Origin of the sequence: Mesobacillus jeotgali, assembly GCF_002874535.1 — a bacterium.
Taxonomy (GTDB): Bacteria; Bacillota; Bacilli; order Bacillales; family Cytobacillaceae; genus Mesobacillus; species Mesobacillus jeotgali.
This window is the reverse complement of the sequence record NZ_CP025025.1, coordinates 4,369,271-4,386,894: the sequence shown is the minus strand read 5'-3', so window position 1 is coordinate 4,386,894 and position 17,624 is coordinate 4,369,271. Positions and strand designations below refer to the sequence as shown.

18 protein-coding genes are annotated in these 17,624 nt (G+C 42.5%); 11 read left to right on the top strand and 7 right to left on the bottom strand.

Annotation, left to right across the window (positions count from 1 at the left end; genetic code table 11):
* Positions 1-49: 49 nt before the first annotated feature.
* The 3 genes from CD004_RS21875 to CD004_RS21865 all read left to right on the top strand — a co-directional run bounded on the left by CD004_RS21875 (position 50) and on the right by CD004_RS21865 (position 1,461).
* Positions 50-547: a cupin domain-containing protein gene (locus CD004_RS21875; RefSeq protein ID WP_102264698.1), complete on the top strand. Its 498-nt coding sequence runs from the start codon at positions 50-52 to the stop codon at positions 545-547.
* 169 nt (positions 548-716) lie between these two features.
* On the top strand, positions 717-1,064 hold the full coding sequence (locus tag CD004_RS21870; RefSeq protein WP_102264697.1) for a DsrE/DsrF/DrsH-like family protein: 348 nt from the start codon (positions 717-719) through the stop codon (positions 1,062-1,064).
* Between the two features lie 16 nt (positions 1,065-1,080).
* Positions 1,081-1,461 carry a peroxiredoxin family protein gene (locus tag CD004_RS21865; protein WP_102264696.1) on the top strand — a complete coding sequence of 127 codons (381 nt, stop codon included), beginning with the start codon at positions 1,081-1,083 and terminating at the stop codon, positions 1,459-1,461.
* 717 nt (positions 1,462-2,178) lie between these two features.
* On the opposite strand, the gene CD004_RS21855 is transcribed toward CD004_RS21865, so the two are convergent.
* On the bottom strand, positions 2,179-3,423 hold the full coding sequence (locus CD004_RS21855) for a GGDEF domain-containing protein (protein ID WP_102264694.1): 1,245 nt from the start codon (positions 3,421-3,423) through the stop codon (positions 2,179-2,181).
* A 283-nt stretch (positions 3,424-3,706) separates the two neighbouring features.
* On the opposite strand from CD004_RS21855, the gene CD004_RS21850 reads away from it, so the two are divergent.
* Positions 3,707-4,582 carry an SGNH/GDSL hydrolase family protein gene (locus tag CD004_RS21850; RefSeq protein ID WP_102264693.1) on the top strand — a complete coding sequence of 292 codons (876 nt, stop codon included), beginning with the start codon at positions 3,707-3,709 and terminating at the stop codon, positions 4,580-4,582.
* A gap of 37 nt (positions 4,583-4,619) precedes the next feature.
* Here the strand turns inward: CD004_RS21850 and CD004_RS21845 are convergent, their stop codons facing one another.
* Genes CD004_RS21845 through CD004_RS21835 form a run of 3 tightly spaced genes read right to left on the bottom strand, consistent with a single transcriptional unit; the run spans position 4,620 to position 6,926 of the window.
* Positions 4,620-4,997 carry a VOC family protein gene (locus tag CD004_RS21845; protein ID WP_102264692.1) on the bottom strand — a complete coding sequence of 126 codons (378 nt, stop codon included), beginning with the start codon at positions 4,995-4,997 and terminating at the stop codon, positions 4,620-4,622.
* A 10-nt stretch (positions 4,998-5,007) separates the two neighbouring features.
* A complete protein-coding gene (locus CD004_RS21840; RefSeq protein ID WP_102264691.1) occupies positions 5,008-5,880 on the bottom strand; it encodes an alpha/beta fold hydrolase in 873 nt (290 codons plus the stop codon).
* Entirely contained in the window at positions 5,877-6,926 is a 1,050-nt protein-coding gene (locus tag CD004_RS21835) for an alpha/beta fold hydrolase (protein ID WP_102264690.1), read from the bottom strand. The genes CD004_RS21840 and CD004_RS21835 overlap by 4 nt, the downstream gene beginning before the upstream one ends.
* 152 nt (positions 6,927-7,078) lie before the next feature.
* On the opposite strand from CD004_RS21835, the gene CD004_RS21830 reads away from it, so the two are divergent.
* Both CD004_RS21830 and CD004_RS21825 read left to right on the top strand, forming a co-directional pair.
* Positions 7,079-7,612 carry a sigma-70 family RNA polymerase sigma factor gene (locus CD004_RS21830; RefSeq protein ID WP_102264689.1) on the top strand — a complete coding sequence of 178 codons (534 nt, stop codon included), beginning with the start codon at positions 7,079-7,081 and terminating at the stop codon, positions 7,610-7,612.
* Positions 7,590-8,573, top strand: coding sequence for a DUF4179 domain-containing protein (locus CD004_RS21825; RefSeq protein ID WP_102264688.1), 984 nt, complete (start codon positions 7,590-7,592; stop codon positions 8,571-8,573). The genes CD004_RS21830 and CD004_RS21825 overlap by 23 nt, the downstream gene beginning before the upstream one ends.
* Before the next feature lie 16 nt (positions 8,574-8,589).
* On the opposite strand, the gene CD004_RS21820 is transcribed toward CD004_RS21825, so the two are convergent.
* Positions 8,590-9,129, bottom strand: coding sequence for a dihydrofolate reductase family protein (locus tag CD004_RS21820; protein WP_102264687.1), 540 nt, complete (start codon positions 9,127-9,129; stop codon positions 8,590-8,592).
* A 60-nt stretch (positions 9,130-9,189) separates the two neighbouring features.
* Between CD004_RS21820 and CD004_RS21815 the strand changes: the two genes are divergently transcribed.
* The gene (locus CD004_RS21815) at positions 9,190-9,654 is read left to right on the top strand and encodes an HAD family hydrolase (protein WP_102264686.1); all 465 of its coding nucleotides are present in this window, start codon (positions 9,190-9,192) and stop codon (positions 9,652-9,654) included.
* Between the two features lie 54 nt (positions 9,655-9,708).
* Here the strand turns inward: CD004_RS21815 and CD004_RS21810 are convergent, their stop codons facing one another.
* A complete protein-coding gene (locus CD004_RS21810) occupies positions 9,709-9,975 on the bottom strand; it encodes a hypothetical protein (RefSeq protein WP_102264685.1) in 267 nt (88 codons plus the stop codon).
* A gap of 116 nt (positions 9,976-10,091) precedes the next feature.
* Between CD004_RS21810 and CD004_RS21805 the strand changes: the two genes are divergently transcribed.
* Positions 10,092-10,784 (top strand): response regulator transcription factor, encoded by a 693-nt coding sequence (locus CD004_RS21805; protein WP_102264684.1) that lies wholly within the window; start codon positions 10,092-10,094, stop codon positions 10,782-10,784.
* A complete protein-coding gene (locus CD004_RS21800) occupies positions 10,762-12,996 on the top strand; it encodes a sensor histidine kinase (protein WP_102264683.1) in 2,235 nt (744 codons plus the stop codon). The genes CD004_RS21805 and CD004_RS21800 overlap by 23 nt, the downstream gene beginning before the upstream one ends.
* 34 nt (positions 12,997-13,030) lie before the next feature.
* On the opposite strand, the gene CD004_RS21795 is transcribed toward CD004_RS21800, so the two are convergent.
* A complete protein-coding gene (locus tag CD004_RS21795; protein WP_102264682.1) occupies positions 13,031-13,864 on the bottom strand; it encodes a hypothetical protein in 834 nt (277 codons plus the stop codon).
* A 187-nt stretch (positions 13,865-14,051) separates the two neighbouring features.
* On the opposite strand from CD004_RS21795, the gene CD004_RS21790 reads away from it, so the two are divergent.
* A complete protein-coding gene (locus tag CD004_RS21790) occupies positions 14,052-15,257 on the top strand; it encodes an MFS transporter (RefSeq protein WP_102264681.1) in 1,206 nt (401 codons plus the stop codon).
* A 197-nt stretch (positions 15,258-15,454) separates the two neighbouring features.
* Positions 15,455-17,563: a choice-of-anchor J domain-containing protein gene (locus CD004_RS21785; protein ID WP_102264680.1), complete on the top strand. Its 2,109-nt coding sequence runs from the start codon at positions 15,455-15,457 to the stop codon at positions 17,561-17,563.
* Positions 17,564-17,624: the final 61 nt, after the last annotated feature.

Sequence of the window (17,624 nt, the reverse complement as noted above, 5' to 3'; positions counted from 1 at the left end):
CTTCTCATAGGAGTAATAAATTCAGAACATAGGAAAGGAGCAATTCACAATGGAAACACAAATACGATCATTTTTCGCAAACGACACAGGTGATATACCCAATAATCCGACATTGCCGGTCATTGTCTACCAAGGCGTTTTTGATGACAACTTAAGCATGGAAGACCAATTCCAGCAGCATAATTGGACAGGCACGTGGACTGGCGATGTTTACGATTATCATCATTACCATACAAACACTCATGAAGTCCTTGGCGTTAAATCAGGCAGTGCAACACTGCAAATTGGCGGCGATGCTGGAGAACGTCTGGAGCTTAAAGCAGGGGATGTTGTCGTCCTTCCGGCAGGAACCGGCCACAAGAAAATAGACAGCAGCCAGGATTTCGAAGTTGTAGGTGCTTACCCAAATGGACGAAATCCAGACTTGAAGGAAGAAGATCCTGGTGTCAGAGCTCAAGCATTATCGCAAATCAAGAATGTTCCTATTCCGGAAACAGATCCGGTGTACGGGGAGACAGGTCCACTTCTTCATAAGTGGGTAAAATAATAGATATTAAGACAGGCAGCAGCTTGGTGTAGCAACCAGACTGCTGCCTGTTTTTTGTTTGGTTCTATACCTATAATGGTATATAATAAAAGTGCGATTCATGGCAATTCATCATTTGGACAACATAATTAGTTGTAGAAGATAAACGGAATGAAGGAAGGGAAGCCATATGGCTAAGAAGAAATTTGTTTACTTCGTTTCATTGAGCTCCAATGTCCCTTATGTTTTGAAAAAAGCACTGAGAAACGCTGAGGAAGAGAACGAGGTTTCTATTTTCTTTGATTTGGACGGAGCACGTGTCCTGGATAAACGATATTTAAAGATTATGGAGAGAACCCACAATATTGATTTGCAAAAATTGATGCAGCAGGCCTTAGATAAAGGCATAAAATTTTTCGGCTGCCAGATGAATGTATTGATCGCCGATGGACTGGAGCTGGTTGAAGGTGCAGAGTTATCAGGAGTTGCAACCTTTTTAGAGACCGCTTACCAGGCGGATGCAGTACTAAGCTATTAATGGGGGTGAAAAGCTTATGGAAAAGAAAAAAGTAGTGGTTATGGCACTTCACGACCAACTGGAATCTGCGTATCCTCCTTTGAATGTGGCCGTGGGGGCTGCATCATCTGGTGCAGACGTAATCCTGGCGTTTTCCCGCAGGGGAGTAAATATTCTGGATAAGCGATATGTATCCGTCCCGTCTGAGGACCTTGAATACTTATCAAATGCGTTGAACGACTTTGGAGTATCTTCTGTCCATGACCTTCTAGGAATAGCTGTAGAAATGGGAGCCCAGCTCTATGTCGTAGATCTAGATGTAAACGATCGTTTCGACTTCATCCATCCCGCAGAACAGGTCCCAATCAAATGGGTACTAAACGAAGCAGCATCAGCGGATTTATTTATGCATTTTTAAAGGCCTATTAAGTTTGAAGAATGAACCTGGCGGATGGATTTAGACAGGTTTGGGGTTCAAAGCAGAAAAGCTGTCAAGAAAACCTCATTATTATGACAGGTATGAGGTTCAAAGCAGAAAAGCTGTCAAGAAAACCTCGTTATTATGACAGGTTTGGGTTTCAAAGCAGAAAAGCTATCAAGAAAACCTTCGTTATTATGACAGATTTGGGTTTCAAAGCAGAAAAGCTGTCAAGAAAAGCTCGTTATTATGACAGGTTTGGGTTTCAAAGCAGAAAAGCTGTCAAGAAAACCTCCTTATTATGACAGGTATAGGGTTCAAAGCAGAAAAGCTGTCAAGAAAACCTCGATATTATGACAGGTTTGAGGTTCAAAGCAGAAAAGCTGTCAAGAAAAGCTCGTTATTATGACAGGTATAGGGTTCAAAGCAGAAAAGCTGTCAAGAAAACCTCGATATTATGACAGGTTTGAGGTTCAAAGCAGAAAAGCTGTCAAGAAAAGCTCGTTATTATGACAGGTTTGGGATCAAAACAGAAAAGCTGTCAAGAAAACCTCATTATTATGACAGGTTTGGGGTTCAAAGCAGAAAAGCTGTCAAGAAAAGCTCGTAATTAGGACAGGTTTGCCTCGTAAAGCAGAAATCCTGTCAAAATAGCATAATCCTGCTAGTGCACAGAAAAAAGACAGAGAATCGCTTCTCTGTCTTTTGTTATTGTCCTCACCCTGTCTGGCGGGAAAGCTCGTCCTTAAAGGTAACTTTGTTTTTGCCTTGGTCCTTCGATTGCAGCAAGAGCTGGTCAGCAAAGATATAACCTTTTTCCATCGAAGTGTACTGGTTGACTTTAAAATAATACAATCCAAATGAAGAAGTTATTGAAACGGCATGCTTTTCGGATTGGTAATCAACCTCTACTGAACTTATCTCAACCCCATGGCGGATCTTTTCCACAAGATCAATGTTCTGGCTGAAGGATCTGTTCCTGAGGATCAATGTGAATTCTTCCCCGCCGCTCCGGAAAACATGATCGGCTTCAGACAAGTAGCTTTTGAGTGTATGGGCAAAATGCTGGATTACCCGGTCTCCTACAGCATGATTGTAGGAATCATTTATCAGTTTGAATTTATCGATATCCGCTACAACGATGCCGACTTTTTCACCTGTATGGTTTAACTCAAACATTTTTTTATCCATGTATGCGCGGTTAGGGATTCCAGTCAGGAAATCCGTATAGGCCATTTGCTCGAACTTGTCCCGTTCGATTTTGTTCTGGATGCTTTGCGATTTTGATTGGAAGGAACGGCTGACGAGATAGTTCAGAATGAATAATCCAACGACCATTTCCCATCGCTGTTCCTCCAGCAAAAGCAGCAGCAAGCCATTCGTAAATGCTGTTTTACCAAGATCCAGCCAGTTATTGCTTTCTTTAAAAAACTTGATTGCCTGCTGCAGGCTCTTGATTTCTCCCATAATGTAAAAGGCAGTGCTCAAGAATGTATAGGAAATCAATGTGGTCGTTACTGCAAGGATGCACATCAGGATAAAGAATCCGAAGGGAATATTCTCAATTAAGGGATATCCGAGCTGGAATAGGTAATAACCAATCGAGTAGATGAGGACATGTGCGCCTATATTGTAAAATGTATCAGAAAACTCACTTTCATCGGCAGTTTTCGAACGTTTTCTTGAAAAATAAACTGTGAAACGATAGATTGCTTCAAAAATGAACAAACCTATTGGCCCAGCAAAAATGGCGAAGGATAAACTATAACTAATCCCATAATCAAATTTCAGCGTTCCATTTTTCGCTGTGATTCTTAAGTGATTATAAAGGGTTGAAAATAACCAATAGATAAATAGTGCTATAAAAAAAGTGTTTTTATCTATAGTGAAGGTACCTAGTCCAAAAGCTACGGCAACAGCAGTAAAGAATAACGTGAAATCATATAACCTAGCTTTCAGCATAGGTAGAAAATCCCCTTTCCCAAACTCTACCACATAATTTTATCCTAAATATCAATCTAGTTGCAAAGTAATTTTTTGATTTGTGGAAATTTTTGAACCATTTATTTTGTCTGTTGCATAACATAAAAGGCTATAATGGAATTAGTGGCAGGAGAAATATTTTTTGTTAGGGTGAATATCTGTTTGACAGGGAATTTCACGCAGTTTGTCGAATAAATTTATAATATATATTCAGAATTTTTAATTAATAAACAACTAAGAATCAAAAAGAGAGGGGTTATATATGGAACTTATTTATGGCGGGATATTAGTCCTATCATTGATAGCTGCTGTCAGCTTATCGTTGTATTATCAGCGGAAAAGCCGCATTCATCAATTGCCTCACAACAATCCGCAGGCTTTTCTGGAAAAAGGGCTTCGTCAGGAAGGCAAGAAGCTTGTGGCTGTAATCGGCGGTGATGCGGTTCATGGCAACATCAGCTACAATTTTGTCGATGACGCAGCCAGGAGGAAAAACTGCACGGATTATCAATTCATTAATGCGGGAGTGAATGGAAGTACCGCATATGATGTTCTGCAGCGTTTGGACGGTGTGATCGCTTGCCAGCCTGAATTCATCGTGATATTAGTCGGATTGAATGATGCCGCTGCTAAAATAGCCCCAGACCTTGCAAGGAAGAACGTCAAGCTGGCTCAGCAATTGGAAAAACCGTCATTATTGGTGTATGAAAAGAATCTTGCGTTGATCGTCTCAAGGCTGAAAGCAGAAACATCCGCGAAAATCGGGTTATTATCGCTACCGGTCGTTGGCGAGAACTTATTTTCGAAAGCAAATAAAGAAATTGACCAATATAACGAAGTCATCAAAAAAACGGCGGAAATGACCAATGTTTCTTATCTGCCTTTTAACGAAAAATTAAAGGCCTATCTAAAGGGAAAAGGACACACGAGGGGACGGTCGCTGAAAACCGGAACGAAGCTTTATGAAAAAACGATCATCGAACATTTTGTATACGGATACAGCCTTGACCGGATTTCTGCCCGGAATGGATATTTGCTGCTGACTGACGGGATGCATTTGAACAGTACGGCGGGGATGATGGCTGCGCATCAAATTGAATTATTCCTGAAAAAGAATGAATTGAAAGCAATTCAATAAAAAGGATACTGCGACAGCGGCAGTATCCTTTCTGCTTTTATGCAACGACTTCGCTCATGAATGCATGAGTGTTTTCCTCTGTATCCTTGAAGAACACCATCCATGTTTCTGTATCGCCTATTTTAGCGACAACATGCGGCTCCCCAATGAAATTCACGCCACCTGAAAGCAGCTCTTCATACTTTGCCTTGATATCTTCAACCTGTAAATAGATGACTGAACTAGGATGGGCAAATTGCTCGTTTTCCGGAAGGGTCAACAGAAGACGGACGCCTTCACAGTCGAAAAACGCCATTGTATCCGTATTGAACAATAACGGCAGTCCTAATGTTTCTTGATAAAAGGCAGTGGCCCTTTCGATGTTTTTTACAGGTATTCCAATCTGGCCGACCTTTTGTACTGGATTTGAGTGCATTATTTGCCTCCTAATAATGTTTTTTCAAAAACTCCTTGATATCTGTATCGATTGTTTCAAGTTGTGCTGTGGACGGAAAATGTCCCATCTGGTACTGTTTCAATTCTAGCTGGTCCCCTAAAAGTCCTTCCGCTTTTTGGGAAATTTTGTTTCCTGGGAAAAATACATCTTCTGTTCCCGTTATGACAAGAGTGGGTGCACCGTAATCTCTCAATTCTTCCGCAGTCGTCAGTTTTGGCATATCTTGTTCAAGGGTTGTGTGTTTAAAAATATTGCCTATGATGCTTTCATCGAGCTGCTTCATGCTATTGGATGACATCACATCGGCGATTTTACGCAGGCTTCTGGCAGAGCCATTTATTTTATAAAAAATCATCGGTACAAGGATTTCCTTGATCATTTTAAGTTTTGAGCCAAGGGTGATTCCGGCAGGTGCGATAAGGACAGCGCACTGTATTCTTTCTGGCATAAACGCGGCAAGCCTGAGGGTAATGCCTCCTCCGTAAGAAGGGCCGATGAATGCGCATTTTTCAATCTTGTAATGGTCCATCAAATCGGCAATCCATTGGGCAAAGCTTTCGTCTGAAGCGGAGATTCTCGTTTCATCACTGTATCCCGGATGTCCGATGGTGTCAGGCGCATAGACTTTATACTCCCCCAGCAAGCCCTTGAACCAGGATAGAGTGACAGGATTGATGCAATTGCCACCCTGGAAAATAAATAGAGGCTTCCCGTCTTCCTTCCCCATTACCAGGACATGAGTGCTGCCGAAGCTCGTCTGAACATAATCCCTGCTAATCAGTGAATCGAACTGGGTAAGATACTCTTCATATTGGTTAAGAATCTGCTCTTTGCCTTCGAGACTTTTATAAATGGTTTTCATAGATTGATAACCTCTGCTTTAATATGACTTAATTGATTGATAAGCTGTTGTTCGATCAGTGCAGTATCACCAGGGTGAAAGAGGTGTGCTGATTTGTCCATCCATATGAATTTTTTATCATGGTTCGTTTTCAGGGTGCTAAGATAGTCTTCTGCAAAGTGTGCATGAACGTGGACATCCTTCCGTCCATGGATGAAGGTGACAGGAACATCCACAGATGGCACATCTTTTTGAACATCAATCATTGGTATATTCCGGATGAAGTCGTCTGAATAAATTAGCTTAAACCCGCTGTAAAACGAGTGGAATACATCTGCTGCTCGATAATCACTGGAGTTGAGCATACCAAGAGACACCTTCAAAAGTCCTGGATGCTTGATTTGACTATCATTATAGACCATCGTGCTGTATTTCATCTGCCATTTGCGCAAAACACCCCATTGTTTATAGCCTTCTGTAAAAGGTGGAGTGCCAGCCGCTTCAAGCTCATTGAGCGCTTTATAATCTCCGCGCCGCTTAGCTTCTTCTTTTGCCCAGGCGAGACCTTCCCGGTCATTTTCAGCCCAGCTGATAATCTGCGAAATCCCTACATAGGAATGAAATTTTCCAGGATGCTTCTTCAGCAGGTACATGCCGATCAAGGTTCCGAATGAGTGAGCGGCAAGGAAGATTTTTTCCTGATGAAACGTTTCTCTTAAAAAGTCAGTCAGTTCGGCTGCGTCTGATACGAGTTGATCAAAGGTCATCGATGTTTGTGGAATATCTTTGCGATAGGACTTGCCAGTGCCTCGCTGGTCCCAAAAGACAACGGTAAAGTGCTTGACCAGCTCTTTCGTGTTGGTAGCGACAGTGTAGTTTTTGCCTCTGGAAGAGACGCCAGGCAGGGGCATGGAAGGGCCGCCGTGTAAAAACAGCAGCACCGGGTTCTTGGGTGAATGGGACTGGATGAGGATGCTCTGTTGAATTCCGCCGATTGTAATCGTTTCAATCCGGTCAATTCCGTCTTCAGGAATATGAAAATCAGGCTTTCGAGAGAAAAAGCCCATAACATCACCTCGTTCGGTATACTAAAATATAATACAGTTTATATGTAAAATTCCATTAATTACTATATTACTTTAGTGCTAGAAAAATATCTCGGAAAAGTTGAAACTTTTTTTACCTGATTGTGCTCTAAAGAGTGAAAGGAGGTCAGGAAATGAAGGAAGCTAAGCTTGTGAAGAAAGCAATCAAGGGGAATGCAAAGGCGTTTGAAGAGCTTTTGATTTTACATAGTGAACGATTATATAGGACCGCTTATTTATATGCAGGTAACAGGGAAGATGCGCTTGATATCGTCCAGGAAACCTCCTGTAAGGCCTTCCTGGCAATCGGGCAGCTGAAAAATGAACAATATTTTTTAACCTGGCTGACAAGGATCCTCATTCATTGTGCGTACGATGTTTTGAAAAGAAGGAAAAAAGAAACGCCAGTTGAGAAACTAGTAGACCTGCCTTCGAGCAATGACCATAAGGTCGCAGATAACCTTGACTTAATGGAGGCTATTACTCAGCTAAAAGAACAGCATCGGACGGCAATTATCCTATTTTACTACCATGACCTGCCAATCAGCGAGATTGCCAGAACGATGGATGCACCTGAAAATACGGTCAAAACCTATCTGCAGCGCGGCAGGAAGGAATTGAAAACTAGATTGGGAGGCGAGCACGATGGAAAAGAATATGTTTCATGAATCGGTGAATCAGATCGAGGTTCCTGAAGATGATGTCTTAAAAGCAATTAAGGCTGGAGTCAGCAAAGGGAACAAAATAAAGGCTAAGCAAAAACCGCGTTTCAAAGTGATTGGGGCGTCAGTTGCCGCTGCTGCAGTCCTGTTCGTTGCATCAGGATTCATGGTGCCATCGGTAGGGAATGTGATGGCGGATATTCCGTTCCTGGCGAAGCTTTATGAACATGACAAAGTTGCCGGAAATCTCGCCTCGCAACAGCTCATCACCGAATTGAACGAAAAAGCAGCTTTTGATGGAATTGATGTGACGGTTACAGAAGCTTATTATGACGGAGCAATTATAGGTGTTACATTTGATGTAAAAGGTGAAGTGAAGGGCAACGAGGAAGAGATTTATGCATTCTATGAAATTTTCGATAGAGACCCGAACATAGAAGAAACGATGGAATTGGTGAAATTGGTGCCGTCCGAGAGTGGCTACAAAGGGCATGTACAGCTAAGCTATCCAAGAGCGGAATTGCCGTCAGAATCAACTTTGCCCTTCAATATCATTGGAATCGGAGAAATCAATGATAGCTGGAAGGACGAACAAGGAAAATGGAATTTTGACGTGCCGATCAGCCAGCTGCCGTTTGAGACCGCAGAGCTGGGGCAGGAAAGTGAGCTTGGTGATTATAAAATCACATTCGAAAAGCTCATTACCGGTAAATCTTCGACAGCCATTGAATATACACTCAGTTATCCTGAAGCTGGCCAAAGAGTCATGCTCGATCTTTTTGATGATAAGGGTAAGCAAATTATCGGCGGAAATTCTGATTCCAAATTAGAAAGGAAAACCGATAGAGGGATAGTAACGGAGAAAAGAAGGATCACAATCCCGAAGGTACCTGATTCAGATTTTATCGAAGTTCAACCGGCCATAGATGCGGGGGAAAAGCTTGACTCTGTTAAAATAGATCTTTAAAAAAAGGCGCTGGAAGTCATCCAGCGCCATTAGTTTTGGATTTGTATTTTAATGCCGCAATCTGTCCATAGCTTTCTGTGCCGGTTAATTCGAAATTCGCGGGCAGTGTGCCTTCTGGAAAAAGTGGAATTCCTTCACCAATCACTTTCGGAATGATATAAAGCTCCAATTCATCAATCAACTTTTTCTCAAGGAACTGCTTCACAAGCTGGCCCCCGCCGACAAGCCAGACATACCCTTCAGATTGTTCCTTCAAACGCGGAATCAGGGATTCCAGTTCCTCATCTGTAAAATTGACATGAGAGTTGCTTTCCTGGGACTGTCGCGATAAAACATAACATGGCTTACCAGCATACGGAAATTCATCCGTCAGTCTCAAAACCTCTTCGTACGTTTTACGACCCATTATTACTGACCCAACCTTGCTGTAGAATTCACTGTAACCATTATCTCCATCGCCTTCCACATCATCGAGCCAGTCAACGGCTCCATCCGGCCTGGCAATATAGCCATCCAGGCTCATCGCGATATAAAGTATAACTTTGCTCTTTTCCATCTAACATCCTCCAAGCGGGTGTATAATAACGATATTCTATCAAAAATGGGAGGCATATTCATGCTTGCATTGAACATCCCGGGCAGAGGCCAATTTAACATCAATCATCTTGTTTTGGATTTTAACGGAACCATTGCTTTTAATGGTGAGTTGATTCCTGGAGTAGCAGAAAGGGTCGTGCTTTTAAGCAAGGATGCAGAAATCCATGTGATTACAGCAGATACGAATGGAACCGTAGCTGGGCAATGCAGCGGGCTGCCTGTATCGGTGCAGATTCTTCGCTCTGATGACCACACAGGTGAAAAAGGGGAGTTCACCGCTGGACTAAATGGATCTGTGTGTATCGGGAATGGAGCAAACGACGCATCCATGTTCGAAGAAGCTGATCTTGCGATTGCTGTGGCCGGAAGAGAAGGCTGTGCAACGGCAACATTGATGAAAAGTGATATCATGATCGACAATATCAATGATGCCCTGGACTTACTACTGAATCCTAAGCGGATAATCGCAACGCTGCGCAAGTAGCAGGGACCTGAACTGGAAAAAAACGCCCGGAATTTCCAGTTCGCCAATAAAATTTTATTTTCGCCAATAAGTAGGGCGAAATCGCCAATAATTAAATTTTTTCGCCAATAAAATTTGAAAATCGCCAATAAAGTTGTGAACACCGCCAATAAAAAGAAAAAAGGCATGAAACTTATTGGTTTTTTCAATGTAAAATGATTTAATCCCTCCAATCGGCTCAACTCCAGGGGCTTGAGCCTGTTTCCTCTGCAAGAAATATCCTTTGAACACCTCAAAATTACCTTTTCTATCACTCTCAATAAAACTATATAATAGATTCACACACTACTTTTACCAATATTAAGAAAATCTTAAGATTTATCCTCGGTGAATATTAAGGTTAACGGTCTAGAATAATCAATATCAAAGCTTGCCTGTGTGGGAAGGGGGTTTTTCATGTGGAACAATACAATGTGCTGGTGGTTGATGATGAAAAAGAGATACGCGACGCGATAGAGATTTATTTAAAAAATGAAGGAATCAGGGTCATCAAGGCGGCTGATGGCATCGAGGCGATCGAGAAGCTGAATGAGCAGCCGGTTCACTTGATTTTGCTCGACGTGATGATGCCGCGGCAGGACGGAATCACGACAACGTTCCGGATCCGCGAAGACAAGAATATCCCGATTATCATTTTGAGCGCAAAGGCAGAGGATACGGATAAAATTCTCGGGCTTCAGGTTGGCGCAGATGACTATGTAACAAAGCCATTCAATCCGCTCGAACTGATTGCCAGGGTAAAATCCCAGCTGAGGAGATATGTCACACTCGGTACATATGAAGGGAAAGCAAAAGTGATCGACCTGAACGGACTGACATTGGATCAGTCGTCTAAGGAAGTCACTGCACATGGGGAGTCAGTCAAATTGACACCTATTGAGTACAAAATCCTCGAGCTGTTGATGACAAACGCTGGCAGAGTGTTCTCCATCAATGATATATATGAGCGGGTTTGGAAGGAACCGAGCTACAATGCCGAAAATACGGTTGCCGTCCATATCCGGAAAATCCGCGAGAAAATAGAGATCGATCCGAAGAATCCAAGATTTTTGAAGGTGGTGTGGGGGATTGGATATAAAATCGAAAAGTAAGTATTTGTTTGTGGTATGGGTGCTTTTGATCTCATTCGGTCTTAGTGGAGTTTTTTCAGTCCTGACTAATGGCAGCCGGTTCATGCAGGGCGATTATTTTGAATCAGATGAATACCACTCGGAAAAAGATCAGTTTGTTGCCATGCTGAATGTGTATGAACTCTATAAAATGCCAAAAGAAGAAATGAAAAAGCAAATCACTGTTTCAGATGAGGAAATTGCAGAACACCGAACGAGATATGGGAATCTCGGAGATCAGATTTCAAATATTGGCATGCAATATGAAGATCAAATACAGGCGGCAATCGATTCGGGAAACAAGGCTGCCGAAGAGATTCTGAAGAAGGAAAGAGACGGAAAAATCACGGATATAACCGAAAACTTCAATAGTGATGAATATGTACGTGCTAAAGTCGTGAAAGAAAAAGAGAAGAAGGTTGATGAGTTTTACCAGAATCTCGAAAGATACCGCCGCGAATTCACCAACCTTAAAGCGGCATACAAATATTACCTTAAAGACAACTCAACTGGAGAGGTCTTTACCAACCTTAATTTGTCAAAGGATGAAAAAGCATCTGATTACCTAAATAAAAGAGATATGTATTATATTCTGGATTATGAGGGTTTGCATAATAGTTATTTATTCACTGGTTATACGGAGAAATTCCTGCCTTATAACGAAGTGGCTGAAGCGATTCTCGAGAATCAAAAAGACCGAGATCTTACCGGTCAAGTAGGCTTATCCAGACATGCTTCAGAAAAACATAGCTCAATCTTTAATTATAAACACTATCAGAAAGGGCAAAAGCTCTATTTTGGCTATCTTTTATTAAGTATTGCGGCATTAATTGCGAGTTATTTCCTGGCAAAAAGGAAGCCGGCAGCAGTTTTTGGCTCATTCGAACAACTGAAACCCTTCTATGGGAGGATTCCTCTCGATGTTAGAGCAGTACTGCTTTTGATAACAGTTTTTTTCTTATTGCTGTCTATGACATTAATTAGTGAACAATTTGTCTATTACCACTCAAATGTATTAGCTTCACTTATTGAACTGATTATCAGCCTTGTCGCTGCAGCTTCCTTGCTGGCCTTCGGTTGGATTCAGTTGAAATTCCTTTCCGAATACCGAAAGGATTGGCCAAAGCTGAAGGAAGATGTGAATAGCAGCCTTTTAGTGAAAAGTTATCATGCGATTCTGAATGCCTTTTTAATCAAGAGCATTGGATTCCAGCTTCTTGTCATCCTCGGAATCGTGTTTGTAATAGGCATGCTGTTTGTTGCCGTCCTTGCATCGGGTGGAGGGCCAATAATCGTCATTGCTTTCGCTTTTGGAGTAATCAGTCTCCCGATTTTCATCATGATCATGAGAAAAGCAGGCTACTTGAATAAAGTATTAAAGCATACAGAAGAACTTGCGGCAGGCAATTTAGGTGTGGATATCCCGGTGAAAGGGAAATCTGCGATCGCGAAACATGCGTCTAATATCAATAACCTTAGGAACACGGTAAATGTTTCCCACAAAGAACAGGCAAAAAGCGAACGCCTTAAGACAGAATTGATTACGAATGTCAGCCATGATCTCAGGACACCGCTGACATCGATCATCACGTATACAGAGCTTCTGAAAACGCCTGACCTCGCTCAGGAGGACAGGGATTCCTACCTCGAAATCCTCGACAGGAAATCGAAGCGCCTTAAAGTATTGATCGATGACCTGTTCGAGGCGACAAAAATGGCGAGCGGCAATATTGAGCTGCACAAGGAGAAGGTCGACCTCAACCAGCTGCTGCAGCAAGCTTTGGCCGAGCATAATGAGGCGCTTAGCCAGTCGTCCCTTCAACTGAGGGTATCACAACCCGACCAGGCAGTGTATGCCTTTGTTGACGGACAGAAGCTATGGAGGGTGTTCGATAACCTGATTGGGAATATCCTGAAATATGCACTGGAGAATACGAGGGTATATATTTCTGTAAAAGAGGAGCCGAACCAGGTTGTGCTTACTTTTAAAAACATCACGAAATACGAGTTGGGCGAGGATTTGAATGAACTTTTCGAACGCTTCAAACGCGGCGACCAATCACGTCATACAGAAGGGTCAGGGCTTGGACTCGCAATCGCAAAATCTATCGTAGACCTGCATGAAGGCTCACTTGATATTGAAGTCGATGGTGACCTGTTCAAGGTAACTGTCATCCTTGAAAAACTAAATTAGACCAGAATCCCCCTTTGCTTTGCAGAGGGGGTTTCTACTTTTTTTGACGAATTGTTAAATATAAAAACCTTGAAATAATGACCATGCCTGCATGGAAAATGATATTCCAGAGCTTGCCCGATCGCAGTTTCACCAGGCCGGTCCGTTCCAGCAGCAGATCCGTGCCGATGGAGCCCGTGAACATCGTCAGTTTCGGCATCAGTCCACTTTTTGACGAATTTAGGACGAGGAAAATGGACCGAATCAAACTATAGATTGGTACGATTATGTAATGCTCCCGCCATGAGTGGTGGAACCCCCGTCCAAACCTGACTTTCCTGTTGACTGCAGATATATAGAGCAAGGTAACACCAATTACTTCTGTTGACAGGTATTGTGCGATCACCAGCGCCCATTCTTTTTTCGCGTTCAGCACTTTGTAAAACCAGTCGCTGACATAAAAATAGATATTCATGAAAAAGACTGTATAGTAAGGCTTCCACCAATACGCTTTATATAATTTTAAATGCAGGAAATACCGTTCAATCCCATAATAAATCAGCGTGCTGCCGAGTTTCCAGTACCGATTCTTTTGGTACAGTGTCAGGAGGGTTGCAGTAATTGGGACATATAATGCCTGGGAAAAAATAGCTCCAAGAATTTGGTCATGCACTCGCTTTTTAAGGATATATGGTTTATATGAATACCCTTTGAACAGGTTAAGGACCGGATACTCAAATAAATATGCCATACCGATATTGGAGAGCAGAAGAACCCATATATTCTTTTGACGGCTTCGTTTTGCGAATATGAAGAAAATCAGAACATGAGCCACTGCTAGCAGCAGAAAGGGAATGGAGTTCTTTTTAACGAGCCTTTTTATTCTCATGACATACTCCACCTTTTCAGGGATGTAGTTATAATGTCCGCATATTCTTTGAAATTATTTACGGTTCACTTTTATCATGACTACTGTAAAGACACATGGTAATATAAAGAAGCATCGCAATTATTATGTTAAAACTAACAATTTTAGGGAAACTATTTGTATCGTTGCAATGGTTTAGGAGGGTTATATGAAAAAGACACAGGAGATTTCTGAAAAAAAGCTGCTCGGCATTGCCGGGCTGGGCTGGATGTTCGATGCGATGGATGTGGGGATCTTGTCCTTTATCATCGCCGCATTGCAGGTCGACTGGAATTTGACGGGTAAGGAAATGGGCTGGATCGGCAGCGTGAACTCAATCGGTATGGCTGTCGGTGCATTTGTATTTGGCTTGCTTGCTGACCGGATTGGCCGGAAAAATGTCTTCATCATTACGTTATTGCTTTTCTCGGTAGGTAGCGGGATTTCCGCAATGGCAACAACTCTGTCGTTCTTTTTATTGCTAAGGTTTTTTATTGGAATGGGACTTGGCGGAGAGCTTCCGGTTGCATCTACTCTTGTTTCGGAGAGTGTGCCTGCTGAAAAACGGGGGCGTGTCGTCGTCCTTCTCGAGAGCTTCTGGGCTGCAGGTTGGCTTGTCGCAGCTTTAATCTCATACTTTATCATTCCAAAATTCGGCTGGCAAATGGCGTTAATTCTTAGTGCCCTGCCGGCATTTTATGCGCTGTACCTTCGTATAAATCTGCCGGATTCACCAAGGTACCTGGCAGTTTCCAAGAAGGAAAGACTGACAATGAAGGAAAGCATTGCTGAGGTCTGGTCAAGGGAACACTTCAGGAAAACGGCGATGCTCTGGATTTTATGGTTCAGCGTGGTATTTTCCTATTATGGAATGTTCCTCTGGCTGCCGAGCGTGATGGTCATGAAAGGCTTCACCTTGATCAAGAGCTTCCAATATGTATTGATCATGACCCTGGCACAGCTACCAGGATATTTCACAGCCGCGTGGCTAATTGAAAGAGCAGGGAGGAAGTTCGTGCTGGTTGTCTATTTAATAGGAACAGCACTGAGCGCCTATTTCTTCGGAACGGCAGACACGCTTGCATTGCTGATCACTGCGGGTGTTCTGCTGTCATTCTTCAACCTGGGTGCGTGGGGAGCGTTATACGCTTATACACCAGAACAATATCCAACAACAATCCGCGGATCCGGTGCAGGAATGGCTGCATCCTTTGGCCGAATCGGCGGGATAATCGGACCACTGATGGTTCCGTATTTATCAGCGCAAAATCTATCCATCACTGCCATCTTCACGGTTTTCTGTATAGCCATTCTGATTGGTGCTGCCGCAGTATTCTTCTGGGGTACGGAAACGAAGCAGAAGGAACTTGCGTAATGAAAAAATCGTCCGCCTATTAGGCGGACGATTTTTAGTTCTTATTAAATTGGTTCCAAAGACTTAGGTGTTAAGTCCTTATTAGTATTAAAGGAAGAAAAATTAAGTTTGAATATAGTAATATATTCTCTTATTTCTGAAAATTTAGCATGTTAAGATTTTTATAGTTATTTCGTAGGACGAAGGGAGAAAAAAAGATGAAATCGAAAATACTATCGATCTTAACAACAGGAGCATTGGCTCTTTCACTGGTTGCACCAGTAACAGCTGTACCAGAGGCTGAGGCCGCTACAACAGCAAAATGGGATATTGAACGATATGGGGACAGGGTTGACATTGACAGCCGTTTGGACCAGCTTTCAAAGGACGAGGATTTCTTGAAGAAAGCAGAGCAATCCATCAAGGAACAGGCAAAGGGCATCCAGCTTGATGAAACAGCTGGATCAGAAAGCGGTGCTGCCGACAGCCATTTTACCTACGATGGCGGAACGAAAAAGTTTTTGGACAGAAATTTGAAGTTTAAAGACTTTACACTACGAAGTGTCGGAGAAAATGTCGAGATTTGGGTAGCAAACAATCTTGCATTTCCTGAGGGCGACCCAAGACCTGCGCATGTAGTGACCCAGGAGCAGGTCGATAAGCTGCGCGAGGAGTTTGACAGCAATATTTACCCTAAGGCAACGGAATTCTTTGGAACTCCAGACCATCATGATGGATCACATTCTCCGTTGATTGAATGGGGCTATTTCCCTGAGGGATACTATGAAACTAGCGATAAAGTCGTCATGCTGGTAGATAATGTTCAAGATGATAACTACAACGATCCAAACTATCCATTCTTCGTTGCCGGCTTCTTCTGGCAGACTCTAGAAAACTACATGGATCGCAATATCATCACAATCGACACAAACAGCTGGGAAACCCGATTGGAAAGCACATTCTTTGGAACAACAATCCATGAATTGCAGCACTTAATCCATGCCGATAATGACGCTGCTGAAGAAACATGGATCAATGAAGGGATGTCCACTTTCTCAGAATACCTTGGTGGATATGGACACGATGATCGTTCTATCAACTTCTATCTTGACCATCCGGAAAATTCCCTAGTGAACTGGGATGATCATCGTACAGCAACAACTGGTCCAGAAACGATTGCAGATTATGGACAAGTATATCTTTTCACGCTTTATATGAACGATAAATATGGAAAAGAGTTTATCCGGGACCTTGCTACAAGTGATGTAATCGGCATTGACGGGGTAAACAAAACGCTTGCGAAGCATGGTTATACAGAAGACTTCACACAGGTATATCAAAATTTCATCACAGCACTTGCACTAGACAGCAACCAGCCTGGAGAAGGTGTCTATAACTTTGACAGCATCGACCTTCGTAATCTTACAGTTGACAACGAAGGTACTAAGCGTGGCTATACAGTGGATTATCAAGGCGCACTTGAATTTGAAAAAGATGGCATTCCAGCATGGGGCGGAGATTTCAAACAGCTTGACTTCGAGGACAAAATCGATGGCATTTCCTTTGATGGTGTCGACTTCCTACCAACATTATGGGAAGCAGTAGCAGATCCAACAGATGAAACGAACCGTGTGCTTTGGGGCAACAAGGGTGATGAAGCAGACAATACATTGATTTTTGAAGCAGATCTTTCAAATGTCACAAACGCTACTTTGAACTTCGATCAATATCTTGATATCGAAGAGCACTGGGATTTCGGTGTAGTCCAAGTTTCAACTGACGGCGGGCAGACATGGACAAGTCTTACTAATGAAAATACTACTTCAGATGTAGTCGAAGAGGGTTATCCAAAAATCAAGGAAAACGTGCCAGGGTTCACCGGAAACGTAAAAGAATGGACAAATGAAACTTTTGATTTAAGCGGATATGCAGGACAGAAGGTTCTTGTATCTTTCCGTTACCTGACTGACTGGGGCTATAATGACTCTGGCTGGTTCATTGATAACGTCTCTATTCCGGAAATTGGCTTCAGCCAGGACGGTTCATCTACGGATGCGTTCACGTCAATGAATGAGATTTTAGGCAAGTACGTTGAGTACACAGTGACTTTCATCAATGAAAAACAGGCTGCTGGCAAAAAGCCAGTTTACAAGGTAGTGACGGTCGATCCGTTCAATGTAACTGAAGAGGATGCACTCCAGCTGAGACAGTTATTCAAGGATGGCAAGAACTATATGATCACAAGTTATGCGGCACCAGCTGATGATAAGAACCCGGTAGACTTCAGCTATGAAGTTCAATTACGAGAAAAGGAATTAAAAAAGTAAAGTGAAAGCTTCGGCCATATCATATGGCCGAAGCTTTTTATCTGGTTCCAGGTCTGAATAT

Excerpts from the sequence above, each read along its gene's own strand:
- CD004_RS21875 (WP_102264698.1), top strand. The coding sequence starts at position 50 with ATGGAAACACAAATACGATCATTTTTCGCAAACGACACAGGTGATATA.
- CD004_RS21870 (WP_102264697.1), top strand. The coding sequence starts at position 717 with ATGGCTAAGAAGAAATTTGTTTACTTCGTTTCATTGAGCTCCAATGTC.
- CD004_RS21865 (WP_102264696.1), top strand. The coding sequence starts at position 1,081 with ATGGAAAAGAAAAAAGTAGTGGTTATGGCACTTCACGACCAACTGGAA.
- CD004_RS21855 (WP_102264694.1), bottom strand. The coding sequence starts at position 3,423 with ATGCTGAAAGCTAGGTTATATGATTTCACGTTATTCTTTACTGCTGTT.
- CD004_RS21850 (WP_102264693.1), top strand. The coding sequence starts at position 3,707 with ATGGAACTTATTTATGGCGGGATATTAGTCCTATCATTGATAGCTGCT.
- CD004_RS21845 (WP_102264692.1), bottom strand. The coding sequence starts at position 4,997 with ATGCACTCAAATCCAGTACAAAAGGTCGGCCAGATTGGAATACCTGTA.
- CD004_RS21840 (WP_102264691.1), bottom strand. The coding sequence starts at position 5,880 with ATGAAAACCATTTATAAAAGTCTCGAAGGCAAAGAGCAGATTCTTAAC.
- CD004_RS21835 (WP_102264690.1), bottom strand. The coding sequence starts at position 6,926 with ATGGGCTTTTTCTCTCGAAAGCCTGATTTTCATATTCCTGAAGACGGA.
- CD004_RS21830 (WP_102264689.1), top strand. The coding sequence starts at position 7,079 with ATGAAGGAAGCTAAGCTTGTGAAGAAAGCAATCAAGGGGAATGCAAAG.
- CD004_RS21825 (WP_102264688.1), top strand. The coding sequence starts at position 7,590 with ATGGAAAAGAATATGTTTCATGAATCGGTGAATCAGATCGAGGTTCCT.
- CD004_RS21820 (WP_102264687.1), bottom strand. The coding sequence starts at position 9,129 with ATGGAAAAGAGCAAAGTTATACTTTATATCGCGATGAGCCTGGATGGC.
- CD004_RS21815 (WP_102264686.1), top strand. The coding sequence starts at position 9,190 with ATGCTTGCATTGAACATCCCGGGCAGAGGCCAATTTAACATCAATCAT.
- CD004_RS21795 (WP_102264682.1), bottom strand. The coding sequence starts at position 13,864 with ATGAGAATAAAAAGGCTCGTTAAAAAGAACTCCATTCCCTTTCTGCTG.
- CD004_RS21790 (WP_102264681.1), top strand. The coding sequence starts at position 14,052 with ATGAAAAAGACACAGGAGATTTCTGAAAAAAAGCTGCTCGGCATTGCC.
- CD004_RS21785 (WP_102264680.1), top strand. The coding sequence starts at position 15,455 with ATGAAATCGAAAATACTATCGATCTTAACAACAGGAGCATTGGCTCTT.